Annotated in this window: 13 protein-coding genes; 6 read left to right on the top strand and 7 right to left on the bottom strand. The window is 61.2% G+C overall.

Annotated features, from left to right (window positions below; genetic code table 11):
• Window positions 1–231: 231 nt before the first annotated feature.
• Both B2S33_RS11375 and B2S33_RS11370 read left to right on the top strand, forming a co-directional pair.
• Window positions 232–1,128, top strand: a complete 897-nt coding sequence (locus B2S33_RS11375; protein ID WP_288650304.1) for a formate/nitrite transporter family protein — start codon at window positions 232–234, stop codon at window positions 1,126–1,128.
• Window positions 1,129–1,366: 238 nt separating this feature from the next.
• Window positions 1,367–2,464 (top strand): diguanylate cyclase, encoded by a 1,098-nt coding sequence (locus tag B2S33_RS11370; RefSeq protein ID WP_288650302.1) that lies wholly within the window; start codon window positions 1,367–1,369, stop codon window positions 2,462–2,464.
• On the opposite strand, the gene B2S33_RS11365 is transcribed toward B2S33_RS11370, so the two are convergent.
• From B2S33_RS11365 to B2S33_RS11345, 5 genes are all read right to left on the bottom strand, one after another.
• Complete coding sequence (locus B2S33_RS11365) at window positions 2,445–2,792, bottom strand: DUF2025 family protein (RefSeq protein ID WP_088523536.1); 348 nt, start codon at window positions 2,790–2,792, stop codon at window positions 2,445–2,447. The genes B2S33_RS11370 and B2S33_RS11365 overlap by 20 nt on opposite strands.
• Before the next feature lie 169 nt (window positions 2,793–2,961).
• Window positions 2,962–3,078 (bottom strand): cytochrome c oxidase subunit CcoM, encoded by a 117-nt coding sequence (ccoM, locus tag B2S33_RS11360; protein WP_288650300.1) that lies wholly within the window; start codon window positions 3,076–3,078, stop codon window positions 2,962–2,964.
• 135 nt (window positions 3,079–3,213) lie between these two features.
• Complete coding sequence (locus tag B2S33_RS11355) at window positions 3,214–3,372, bottom strand: hypothetical protein (protein WP_088523537.1); 159 nt, start codon at window positions 3,370–3,372, stop codon at window positions 3,214–3,216.
• Between the two features lie 65 nt (window positions 3,373–3,437).
• Window positions 3,438–3,773 (bottom strand): hypothetical protein, encoded by a 336-nt coding sequence (locus tag B2S33_RS11350; protein ID WP_027915311.1) that lies wholly within the window; start codon window positions 3,771–3,773, stop codon window positions 3,438–3,440.
• 61 nt (window positions 3,774–3,834) lie between these two features.
• Entirely contained in the window at window positions 3,835–4,527 is a 693-nt protein-coding gene (locus tag B2S33_RS11345; RefSeq protein ID WP_028687604.1) for a M949_RS01915 family surface polysaccharide biosynthesis protein, read from the bottom strand.
• A gap of 159 nt (window positions 4,528–4,686) precedes the next feature.
• On the opposite strand from B2S33_RS11345, the gene rapA reads away from it, so the two are divergent.
• Window positions 4,687–7,533, top strand: a complete 2,847-nt coding sequence (gene rapA / locus B2S33_RS11340) for an RNA polymerase-associated protein RapA (protein ID WP_288650298.1) — start codon at window positions 4,687–4,689, stop codon at window positions 7,531–7,533.
• Between the two features lie 94 nt (window positions 7,534–7,627).
• On the opposite strand, the gene B2S33_RS11335 is transcribed toward rapA, so the two are convergent.
• Entirely contained in the window at window positions 7,628–8,521 is an 894-nt protein-coding gene (locus B2S33_RS11335; RefSeq protein ID WP_027915313.1) for an NAD(P)-dependent oxidoreductase, read from the bottom strand.
• A gap of 197 nt (window positions 8,522–8,718) precedes the next feature.
• Window positions 8,719–9,018, bottom strand: coding sequence for a DUF2288 domain-containing protein (locus B2S33_RS11330; RefSeq protein WP_027915314.1), 300 nt, complete (start codon window positions 9,016–9,018; stop codon window positions 8,719–8,721).
• 355 nt (window positions 9,019–9,373) lie between these two features.
• Here B2S33_RS11330 and B2S33_RS11325 point away from each other — a divergent pair, with 355 nt between their 5' ends.
• The 3 genes from B2S33_RS11325 to livM all read left to right on the top strand — a co-directional run.
• Window positions 9,374–10,489, top strand: coding sequence for a branched-chain amino acid ABC transporter substrate-binding protein (locus B2S33_RS11325; protein WP_145280873.1), 1,116 nt, complete (start codon window positions 9,374–9,376; stop codon window positions 10,487–10,489).
• Window positions 10,490–10,674: 185 nt separating this feature from the next.
• Window positions 10,675–11,598, top strand: a complete 924-nt coding sequence (gene livH / locus B2S33_RS11320) for a high-affinity branched-chain amino acid ABC transporter permease LivH (protein ID WP_023535272.1) — start codon at window positions 10,675–10,677, stop codon at window positions 11,596–11,598.
• Window positions 11,595–12,503: high-affinity branched-chain amino acid ABC transporter permease LivM (gene livM, locus B2S33_RS11315; protein ID WP_288650296.1), on the top strand; the 909-nt coding region annotated here is incomplete at its 3' end. The genes livH and livM, both read left to right, overlap by 4 nt.

Raw genomic sequence — 12,503 nt, 5'->3', positions numbered from 1 at the left:
CAAGCGTTTATTTTGAAGTTTTCTGAAGCGCCTTACTCGAAGACTTGAAACTTCAACCGCTGACCGACTTCCCCGCTGCGTTACTCGCTGCGAGGTGGCGAATAATACGCGCTTTGAATCTGGAGTCAACCCTTTGATTTAAAAACTTTTGCGCTCGCAGCGCCCCACTCCCCGCAACTTAATGAGGCTGCAGTGAATCTGTAGATAAACCCACCACGGAGCGTAGCGGTAATGAGCGAGGCGCAAAGCGAGAAAACCCCGGGCCTGTCGGCAGACGAACAACAGGAGGTCAGTTCCAACCAGCCGCCGCGTGCGGCGGTGTTGCACGAGACCATTCGCTTGCAGGGCGATCAGGAACTGGAACGTACATTGGCTGCGCTCTGGTGGTCAGCCCTTGCCGCAGGTTTGTCCATGGGGCTGTCACTGATGGCCATGGGTCTTCTGTACTCGCGTCTGCCGGACGGCGAGAGCGCGCAGGTCATCGCCAGTATCGGCTACAGCGCCGGCTTCCTGGCCGTCATCATCGCGCGGCAGCAATTGTTCACCGAGAACACCCTGACCGCTGTCCTGCCAGTGATGACGACGCCAACGCTGGGCAACTTCGGTCGCTTGCTGCGCCTCTGGGGCGTGGTCCTGGCCGGCAACCTGGCCGGTACTCTATTGGTGGCCTGGGTAATGCTCGAACTGCCGATCTTCGATACCAAGACAGATATCGCGTTTCTGGAGGTGGGCCGTAAGGTGATGGAAAACGACGTCAGCCAGATGTTTGCCAAAGGCATCGTGTCCGGCTGGATGATCGCCACCATGGTCTGGATGATCCCCTCCATGGAGCACGCCAAGATCTGGATCATCCTGGTCATCACCTACCTCATGGCATTGGGCGACTTCACCCACATCGTGGTGGGGTCGGTAGAGGTCTCGTATCTGGTCTGGGCTGGTGAAGAAACCTGGAGCAACTTCTTGCTGCACTTTGCCCTGCCTACGCTGGCCGGCAACATCATCGGCGGCAGTCTCATCTTTGGTCTGATCAGCCATGCACAGGTGCGCAGCGACAGCGGCAAATCGCCGTCCCAGTTACTCAAAGATGAACAGCCCTCGCGAAAGCACGAGGACGATCAGCAAAAGTGAAACGTTGCCTTTAAGGCGTGCGGGTAACATCCCCTCTTCTTCTATAAGGAAGCTGGGCCGAGGCGTTGCGACAACGCTGCCCAGCTTTGCCCTCTTCTTCCACAGCCCAGTCAGGCATACTCGCCCCACTGCTCGCATCACCCGTGATTTGGCTTGCAAGGCCATGTCTCGTGCGCCTGCCATGGCCCAGAATACTCGCGCACGTCAAGCGATAAGCGCCCCGATAGAGATCACACCCATGGACACACGCACCGGCAAAGGCCTTTCGTTTGCCAAACGGATTTATCTGCCTCGGGTACTGGGCAAGGGTGTGGGGCTTTTCGCGGTAATGGCTGCGGTGGAACCCCTGTCTCCCCCCGCTTGGGTTTGGGCATTCATGCTTTTCAACGGCTTGCTGTGGCCACACTTGGCCTATCAATGGGCGGCCCGGTCCAAAGCGCCCTACCAGGCCGAGCAGCGCAACTTTTTCCTTGATTCGCTGATGGGTGGGTTCTGGGCCGGTGCCATGCAATTCAACCCGCTGCCGACGGTTACCGTCCTGTCGATGGTCACCATGAACAACGTCGCAGCCGGCGGCAAGGGGTTGGCTATTCGCGCAGGGATGGCGCAATTGGCAGGCATGCTTGCGGCTTGCGCCCTGCTGGGGCCGGGATTTCAACCCAATGCCACCGCCTTTCAGGTCTACGCCTGCCTGCCGATGTTGACGCTGTATCCAGCGGCGCTTGGGTGGGTGTGCTATCGACTGGCAATCAAGCTGGCCGAGCACAAACGCCGGCTCAACACCCTCAGCCTCACCGACAGCCTCACCGGGCTACTCAACCATGGCGCCTGGAAAGACCTCCTGGCAAGGCGTTTTAGCGGGTGCAGGAAACAGCGCGGTGAGGCTGTAGTCGCTCTGATCGACATCGACCATTTCAAGACCATCAATGACACTTTCGGCCATGTGGTCGGCGATCAGGTATTGCGCCAGGTCAGCATCGAGTTGCGCGGCGCCCTGCGCGAAGGCGACAAGGCCGGACGCTACGGGGGTGATGAGTTTTGCGTGATACTGCCCAGCACCACCGAAGCCCAGGCGTGTCAGGCCATGGAACGCCTGCGTGAGCGTGTGGCGAGCTACCGCGACCCGCAGACGCCCCAATTGCGCATCAGCTTGAGCATTGGCCTCTGCCCGTTCGACCCCTCGCTGGAGTCTCCGGACGGTTGGTTACGCCAGGCGGACACCGCCTTGTATGTCGCCAAGCGCAATGGCCGGGATCGGGTCATGGTCACTCATCGGGCCAATGCCAGCGTGGCGCCTTCTGCCGAACCCCCCGCCTTCATATCGCTGGCGCGATGACACCTGCCGGGTGCAAGTGTCGCTCGGCCACAATCTCAGGCAGGTCATGCCGGCGAAGGTAAGCCTTCAACGGCTCACTCACATTCAGCCGCTCATCCATGTGTTGCTCCATCAGCAAGCCCAGTCGCTCGCGACACAAGGCCATGCGATGTCCCTGCTCAGGCCGCCATACGAACTCGTTGCACGGGGTGATGCTGTCGTCGGCGATATCCATACCGAAGGCATCCTCGGAGAAACGCACGATATAGATGCCACGTTTACCGTGAAAGCCCACGAAGCCCTTGAGCTGCTCGGCCGCCTTGCAGATATCCTGGGATGTAATGGTCATGCCCCACCTCATGGTCAATGGAACGCGCTGCGCAGCCGTCACACGGGAACGCTTGCCACTGCAGGCCACGCCCGTGCCCAACGGGCCACGTCGCCGGAACAGATGCCGGGCAAAAAAATGGGCGACCGAAGTCGCCCTAAATGCCTTGCGTGCTCATGAATCGGGAAGGTCAATGGCGCTTGCGCTTGCTCGAGTCCTTCCAGATGAAAATGCCTAGACCGGCGAAGAAAGCCACCATCAACCCCACCGTTACCACCCCTGCGATAACCACGTTGTCGAAGAACATGCCGACCTCTCCATTTGTTCGCCGTTGTCCGATGGGGAAACAGTAACCAATGTCGGGCGGAAGAAAATTGACCAGGGTCAATGACGCCCGGGGCCGGGCGCACGGGGCGGGCGCAGGGTTGACCTGCGTCAAGCGTCAGCGCTTCTTGGGCTTGCGCTTGGACTTCTTCTTGGCAGCGTTCAAGGGCAATGCCTGTTCGAACGCATCGCGCATCTCGTTCAGGCGCTTTTCCTTGATGTCATGCACGCGGCGGGCACGTTCGGCATCGAAATCAATGAGATTGTCTTGGCTCATACTGGGCTCTACACACTACGGATGCTGCATGATGGGGCTAGAACCAGACACTTGCCAGCCCTGCTTCATACCTCGATGTCCACCAGCAGCCCCTGACGCACGGGCTCGCCCATCAGCGGCACCACTGGCACAGTATTGTCGGCGTTGACCTCATGGCCTGGCAACGCATCGAACCGTTCATCAATACCTTTGCCTTTACCCTGGCGTTGCTGCTGCCGGCGCTGCTCCTCGCGCAGCAGCAACTGCTGTTCCTGCGGGTCACGCTGGCGCTTGAGGTCGATCGCACTTTCACCGGACGCAGGCTGCGCCGGCACTACCGGCTTTATATCCGGGGTCGGTTTGACCGGGTCCTGCTGCGAGGTGACCGGGGCAGCGCTGAGCGGAATGATCGGTGGCAGCATGGCGTTCTCCTGTACCCCTGTATCGGCAACCACACAGCTGCCTTGAAGTCATGGACAACATTCAGCCCGGTTCGTCCTGCGCCTCATCCTGGTCCTGCAAGGCAGTTTCGCTCCAGGGACGCTGGTAGACCTGCTGCCACACTGCATCCATATGGGCTCGAACCCAGGCCGGGGCAGCCTTGAGCGAGGCACTGTCCTGGCGCTCGCCGCCGATCGGGTCTTCGCCTGCCGGGGTGATCAGCGACTGACCCGTGATGCTGTAGACCGTTTGCCCGTCACGCATCTCGATGGCGATGTCATGGGGCTCGACACCTCCTCCGCAGAAGGCATGACTGGCCACCGTCACCTCGGCCTCACCGTTCTGATCGAGGTCGGCCACGCCGCTGACATCGGTGTAGAAATCCACGTCCAGATCCAGGCCCGGACACGTGGTTTGCTGATCGATCTGCCAGCGCGCCTGGAAAGCTTCTTGCGCTTTGCGGCGGCCGTACAAGGTTGCCTTGAGCACGACCTTGTCCACTTCCTGTTCACTTTCCGGGTCGCTGGCCTGGCCATCGACACGGCTCAAGACCAACAGGCCTTCGCCGTTCCTGTCACGGTAGTGCACGCTCTTGAGCGGTGCCTGCACACCCAGCACCTCCAACTGCTCCATGGGGATGGGCGGCAAGGTTTCGAAGGTCTTGGGCTCGCAGCCTGCCAGGAGCAGACCGCCGGCCGTAAGGCTCAAGACAACGCAAAGGGGCTTGGCAGGCATGGGATGCAGAACCCTCGTCGGCACGGCATGAAGCGACGAAACGGCTAGACTGATGCACCGGCCGATACCGTTCGGCACCCTCAGGTGCACTCGGCACTTTGGTCTGCCCGGCCGATCCGTTAACATAATCGGCTTTTTCATCGCGGGAGTGCAGGCAGTATGGCGCAGCAGCATCAACCGGGGCAACGCTGGATCAGCGACAGCGAGGCAGAGCTCGGCCTGGGTACCATCCTGGCGCAGGATGGCCGCCTCCTGACCGTCCTCTACCCGGCCACTGGCGATACCCGGCAATATTCCCTGCGCAATGCGCCGCTGACACGCGTGCGCTTCTCGCCAGGTGATCAGATCACTCACTTCGAAGGCTGGAAGCTGACCGTGCGCGAAGTCGAGGACATCGACGGCTTGATGGTCTATCACGGGCTCGACGGGCAGAATCAGCCCCGCACGATGCCGGAGACCCAGCTGTCGAACTTCATCCAGTTCCGCCTGGCCAGCGACCGCCTGTTCGCCGGCCAGATCGACCCGCTGTCGTGGTTCAGCCTGCGCTACAACACCCTTCAGCACACCAGCAAGCAGATGCAGTCCACGCTGTGGGGTCTGGGCGGCTGCCGCGCCCAGCCCATCGCTCACCAGTTGCACATCGCCCGCGAAGTGGCCGACCGCAGCGCACCTCGCGTACTGCTCGCCGACGAAGTGGGCCTGGGCAAGACCATCGAGGCAGGCCTGGTGATTCATCGCCAGCTGCTGACCGGCCGCGCCAGCCGGGTGCTGATCCTGGTGCCTGAGAACCTCCAGCATCAATGGCTGGTAGAGATGCGCCGGCGCTTCAACCTGCAGGTCGCCCTGTTCGATGCCGAGCGGTTCATCGAAAGCGATGCCAGCAACCCCTTCGAGGATGCCCAGCTCGCGCTGGTCGCGCTGGAGTGGCTGGTCGACGACGAGAAGGCCCAGGATGCACTGTTCGCGGCAGGCTGGGACCTGATGGTGGTCGATGAAGCGCACCACCTGGTCTGGCACGAGGAACACGCCAGTGCCGAATATGCGCTGGTCGAACAGCTGGCCCAGGTCATTCCCGGCGTGTTGCTGCTCACCGCGACCCCTGAGCAACTGGGCCAGGACAGCCATTTCGCGCGGCTGCGCCTGCTCGATCCCAACCGTTTCCATGACCTGGCGGCCTTCCGCGCCGAAAGCGAGCACTATCGGCCGGTGGCCGAGGCGGTGCAGGAGCTGCTGGACGAGGGGCGCTTGTCGCCGAAGGCACACGCCACCATCCAGGGTTTCCTCGGGGCCGAGGGCGATGCACTGCTCGCTGCGGTCAACGACGGGGACAGCCAGGCCAGTGCCCGACTGATCCGCGAACTGCTCGATCGTCATGGCACCGGGCGAGTGCTGTTCCGCAACACCCGTGCCGCCATCCAGGGGTTCCCTGAGCGTCAGTTGCACCCTCACTCACTGCCCAATCCGGAGCAATACGCCAGCTTGCCCGAGGGTGAACACGCCGAGCTCTACCCTGAGGTGGCGTTCCAGTCCCAGGCGGACCAGGCGCAAGAAGAGCGTTGGTGGCGCTTCGACCCGCGGGTCGACTGGCTGATCGACACCTTGAAAATGCTCAAGCGCACCAAGGTGCTGGTCATTTGCGCCCATGCCGAGACCGCCATGGACCTGGAAGACGCCCTGCGCGTGCGTTCCGGTATTCCGGCTTCTGTCTTCCACGAAGGCATGAGCATCCTGGAGCGCGACCGCGCGGCGGCTTACTTCGCCGACGAAGAATTCGGCGCCCAGGTGCTGATCTGTTCGGAAATCGGCAGTGAGGGGCGCAACTTCCAGTTCGCCCATCACCTGGTGATGTTCGACTTGCCTGCTCACCCCGACCTGCTCGAACAACGTATCGGGCGTCTGGACCGTATCGGCCAGAAGCACACCATCGAGTTGCACGTACCGTACCTGCAAGGCACGCCGCAAGCGCACCTGTTCCAGTGGTACCACGAGGGGCTCAACGCGTTCCTGAACACCTGCCCCACCGGTAACGCCCTGCAGCACCAATTCGGCCCACGCCTGCTGGCACTGCTCGACAGCGATGACAGCAAGGCCTGGGATAGCCTGGTCAACGAAGCGAGAAGCGAACGTGAGCGGCTCGAAGCCGAACTGCATACCGGCCGTGACCGCTTGCTCGAACTCAATTCCGGCGGTGCCGGCGAAGGTGAAGCGCTGGTCGAGGCCATCCTCGAGCAGGACGATCAGTTCGCCCTGCCGATCTACATGGAAACCCTGTTCGATGCGTTCGGTATCGACAGTGAAGACCATTCGGAAAACGCACTGATCCTGAAGCCCAGCGAGAAGATGCTCGATGCCAGTTTCCCCCTGGGCGATGACGAAGGTGTGACCATCACCTACGACCGCGGCCAGGCGCTGTCGCGTGAAGACATGCAGTTCCTGACCTGGGAGCACCCGATGGTGCAAGGCGGCATGGACCTCGTGCTGTCCGGCTCGATGGGCAATACCGCCGTGGCACTGATCAAGAACAAGGCGCTCAAGCCTGGGACCGTGCTGCTGGAGCTGCTGTTCGTCAGCGAGGTGGTCGCGCCGCGCAGCTTGCAACTGGGCCGGTACCTGCCGCCCGCCGCCCTGCGCTGCCTGCTTGATGCCAACGGCAATGACCTGGCCTCGCGGGTCGCATTCGAGACCCTGAACGATCAGCTCGAGAGCGTGCCGCGTGCCAGCGCCAACAAGTTCGTCCAGGCCCAGCGTGACGTGCTTGCAAAGCGCATCGGCAGCGGCGAAGAAAAGATCGTCCCGCTCCACGAGCAACGGGTGGCCGACGCCCAACGTCGCCTGGCCGCCGAAGCCGACGAAGAGCTCGCACGCCTGGTGGCACTGCAAGCGGTCAACCCGAGCGTGAGGGACAGTGAAATCGACGCGTTGCGCAAGCAGCGCGAAGAGGGCCTGGCCATGTTGGCCAAAGCAGCACTGCGTCTTGAAGCGATACGGGTGCTGGTCGCAGGCTGACCCCGGCGAGCCCACCTGACCTGCAGCGGCCTCATCGTTTCTGGGATGAGGTCGCCCCTGGGCAGAACGTACCCACCACGCGCCGGGTCAGCACCTAGTCCTGGCGTTTGATTCGATACTGCTCGACCAACGTCGAAGGGTCCTGGTCCAGGTAACCCTGACTGCCGTGCAACCGCATCAACTGGGCAGCCAGGCCCGTAAGCGGCGTCGCTGCGCCCTGTTCGCGTGAAAACTTCACGGCACCGTCCAGATCCTTGAGCAGGGTCCGCACGTGCCACTTGATGGGAGCGAAACGGCTCTCTGCCATCTGTGGGGCCAGTATCTGCAAAGGCTTGGAGTCGGCAAAGCCGCCTGCCAGGGCTTGGGCGATCAACCCGGCGTCCACCCCGGAACGCTCGGCCAGCGCGATGACCTCGGCGATGACCAGGGCGTTGCACGCCACGATCATCTGGTTGCAGGCCTTGGTCACCTGGCCTGCGCCAACGCCCCCCATGTGTGTCACCCGCTGGCCGAGCACCTCCAACACTGGGCGAGCACGCGCCAGGTCAGCCACCTCCCCGCCCACCATGATCGCCAGGGTACCTGCCTGCGCACCTGCCGTGCCGCCGGACACCGGGGCATCCAGCCACCCCATCCCACACAAGGCGCCCAGCTGGGCTGCCATTTCCCGGGTAGCGCCAGGCTCCAGGCTGGAAAAATCCACCAGCAGCTGGCCCTGCCGCCCGCCTGTGGCAACGCCCTGATCGCCAAATACCACGTCGCGCACCACGGCGGTATCGGCTAGGCACAGCAATACCATGTCCACCTGCTGCGCAAGCTCGGCAGGGCTCGCGGCCAGTCGCGCGCCTGCGTCAACCAGCGCCTGGCATTTTTCCGGGCTGCGGTTCCACACCCACAGCCCATAGCCGGCCGCCAGCAGGCGCTGGCACATCGGCAGGCCCATCAGACCGACACCAGCGAAACCTAGGGAGGGTAATGCGTTGCTCATCAGGAACTCCTGGCTGAAAAAGGGTGGCTGGGGCAATGCTGCGCTGCATGACTGCGGCGATGGCCACCTTTACGCATGCCGTAAACTGTTACCGCCACGCCGAATTGTTACTTACCTCTACCTCGATTGAGCAATCACAAGCACCCAAAAGAGGCGCCTGCGCGTTTTCGCGCACCAAAAAAGCACAAGGCTGTCATTCACCGCCTGACTTGAATGACGATGAACGGCGATACGACTACCGCCCATATCTCTGGATCGCGGGTTTGCAGGTCACTGGCCTGTTCTGCCGTAACCGGGCCGACAGTGCCATCAGAGCGCCACTTATCGAAGAGGTCACTGCGGTTTTCGGCCATTGCCGTGGCCACGGTGATTAAATCCAGGGCGGGATCGACCCAAATCAGGTCACCCTTTGCCCAGAACCTTTCCAAGGCTTTCCACTCGATGGTGGCGGTTTCTCCGAGCAGTTTGGCATAGAGGGTGCTTGTTCGATCAGTCATGGGAATATCCGCTGGAAATCTGGCTTTTGAAAAAGCCGGCATTTTTGCAGAAAAACCCGGTTTCAAATATGCATTTGGGTATCAGGCCCCGTATTTTCGGGGTACGACTGCCAGGATAAGCCATTTGATGGCGCCTTTCTGTACTTTTGTGTCAAGCAAGCGACAACCGTTAAACCAGGCGCTTTTTGCCCGCTTTTCAAGCGCGCTGACAGCGCTCTACACTGTACCGGTACAGTTCCGGGACATGTTCCGGGGAAGGTGGGCTTGCGCGTTGGCATGGCCACGCCGCAACCCGCCTGGTCTGTAGCCCTGGCCGCCAGGACTATAAGAATTACAACAGAATGAGTGGAGCATTATGATCAAGATTTCCAAGCTGTTCGCCGCAATGGTTCTGGCCGGGGTAGCCAGCCATTCGTTTGCCGCCGATACCATCAAGATCGGGATCGCCGGGCCCAAGACTGGCCCCGTGACCCAATATGGCGACATGCAGTTCATCGGCGCCAAGCAAGCCATCAAGGACATCAACGCAGCAGGCGGTGTCGATGGCAAGATGCTAGAAGCCAAGGAATACGACGACGCCTGCGACCCTAAACAGGCCGTGGCCATCGCCAACAAAGTGGTCAACGATGGCGTCAAGTTCGTCATCGGCCACTTGTGCTCCAGCTCCACCCAGCCAGCGTCCGACATCTACGAAGACGAAGGCGTGATCATGATCACCCCGGCGGCAACATCCCCGGAAATCACCTCCCGCGGCTACAAGCTGATCTTCCGCACCATCGGCCTGGACAGCGCCCAGGGCCCTGCCGCAGGCAACTACATCGCCGATCACGTCAAGCCCAAGGTGGTCGCAGTGCTGCACGACAAGCAGCAGTACGGTGAAGGCATCGCCACGGCCGTCAAACAGACTCTGGAGCAAAAAGGCACCAAGGTTGCCGTGTTCGAAGGCCTCAACGCCGGCGACAAGGACTTCTCGTCCATCATTCAGAAGCTCAAGCAGAACAACGTCGATTTCGTCTACTACGGCGGCTACCACCCAGAGCTGGGTCTGATCCTGCGTCAAGCACAGGAAAAAGGCCTCAAAGCCAAGTTCATGGGTCCGGAAGGTGTGGGTAACGACTCCATCTCGCAAATCGCCCAGAATGCCTCCGAAGGGCTGCTGGTCACCCTGCCGAAGTCGTTCGATGCCGACCCTGAGAACAAGAAGATCGTCGACGCGATCAAGGCTGACGGCAAGGACCCAAGCGGCCCGTTCGTCTTCCCTGCCTACTCGGCCGTCGAGCTGATCGCCCAGGGCATCAAGGCCGCAGGCTCCGAGGACACCGCCAAAGTGGCCGAGGCCATCCACCAAGGTTCGTTCAAGACCCCTACCGGCACCCTGACCTATGACGACAAGGGTGACCTCAAAGACTTCAAGTTCGTGGTCTACGAATGGCACTTCGGCAAGCCGAAGACCGAAGTCTCCCCTCAGTAACAAGCGTGACTAATAGCTGACCGAGAAGCCCACTGTGCGAGCAGTGGGCTTTGTTTTACGAGGTTCATGGGCACGCCCCCGCGATCCGGGGACGGGCTCACCTGAAAATCTTAAAACCGTCACCCGCGGTTTCCTGGCCGTACCCCGGCCAGCGAAATGCAAATCAGGTTTTTAGGAGCGCTGTAATGCCTGAGATCTACCATTTCTTCCAACAACTGGTTAATGGATTGACCATCGGCAGCACCTATGCCTTGATCGCCATCGGCTACACGATGGTGTACGGCATCATTGGCATGATCAACTTCGCCCATGGCGAGGTCTACATGATCGGCTCGTACGTTGCGTTCATCGCCTTGGCGGGTCTGGCCATGATGGGTATTCATTCGCTGCCGATCCTGATGACCGTTGCCTTCGTCGCGACCATTTTCGTGACCAGTGCCTATGGCTACAGCATCGAACGGGTTGCCTACCGACCACTGCGCAACAGTAACCGGCTGATTCCGCTGATTTCTGCCATCGGCATGTCGATTTTCCTGCAGAATACCGTGCTGTTGTCCCAAGACTCCAAGGACAAGTCCATTCCCAACCTGATTCCGGGCAGCTTCTCGTTCGGACCAGGCGGCGCAGAAGAAGTCCTGGTGTCCTACATGCAAGTGCTGGTGTTCGTGGTGACGCTCGTGGCCATGACCCTGCTGACCCTGTTCATCTCCCGTTCGCGACTGGGCCGCGCGTGTCGCGCCTGCGCCGAGGACATCAAGATGGCCAACCTGCTGGGCATCAACACCAACAACATCATCGCCCTCACCTTCGTCATCGGCGCTGCCCTGGCGGCCGTCGCGGCCGTGCTGCTGAGCATGCAATACGGGGTCATCAACCCCAATGCCGGTTTCCTGGTAGGCCTGAAGGCGTTTACCGCCGCAGTGCTGGGGGGTATCGGCAGCATTCCGGGCGCCATGCTCGGTGGGCTGGTGCTGGGTGTGGCCGAAGCGTTCGGCGCCGACATCTTCGGTGATCAGTACAAGGACGTCGTGGCATTCGGCTTGTTGGTTCTCGTCCTGTTGTTCCGGCCGACCGGCATTCTGGGCCGCCCGGAGGTTGAAAAAGTATGAACAAGAATCTCAAACCGGCGTTTTTCAGCGCCTTGCTGGTCTGGGCCGTGGCCTTCCCGGTGCTGGGCCTGAAACTGAGCATCGACGGCATCAGCCTGGTGGTGCATAGCCAGGGCTCGTTCACCATCAGCATCATCGCCGTATGCTCGGTGCTGATGTTCCTGCGCGTGCTGTTCGACCGGCAGTGGAGCTCGGTGATGGGCCGACGCTCGGACCGCAAGCTGATTCCACCTGCGCTGAGCAACTACCTGACCCTTCCCAAAACCCAGCGCTGGGTGATTCTGGGGCTGGTCGTGGTAGCCCTGATCTGGCCGTTCTTCGGCTCGCGCGGCGCTGTCGACATCGCCACCCTGATCCTGATCTATGTGTTGCTCGGCCTTGGCCTGAACATCGTGGTCGGCCTGGCCGGGTTGCTGGACCTGGGTTATGTGGGCTTCTACGCCGTGGGCGCTTACAGCTACGCCATGCTGTCGCACTACCTGGGGTGGAGTTTCTGGGTCTGCCTGCCGATTGCCGGCCTGATGGCCGCCACCTTCGGCTTCCTGCTCGGTTTCCCGGTGTTGCGCCTGCGCGGCGACTACCTGGCGATCGTGACGCTGGGCTTCGGCGAGATCATTCGCCTGTTCCTGCGTAACCTCACCGACTGGACCGGTGGCCCTAACGGCATCAGCAACATTCCCAAGCCCGAATTCTTCGGCCTTACCTTCGAACGCCGCGCCGCCGAAGGCATGCAGACCTTCCACGAGTATTTCGGCCTGTCTTACAACTCGATCAACAAGGTCATCTTCCTGTACCTGGTTGCACTGTTGCTGGCACTGCTTGCGCTGTTCGTGATCAACCGCCTGTTGCGCATGCCCATCGGCCGTGCCTGGGAAGCGTTGCGTGAAGACGAGATCGCCTGCCGC

Origin of the sequence: Pseudomonas sp. UBA5568 (assembly GCF_002425525.1) — a bacterium.
GTDB classification, from domain to species: Bacteria; Pseudomonadota; Gammaproteobacteria; order Pseudomonadales; family Pseudomonadaceae; genus Aquipseudomonas; species Aquipseudomonas fulva.
Note: the sequence above shows the minus strand (reverse complement) of the source record. Positions and strands in the feature narration are given on the sequence as shown.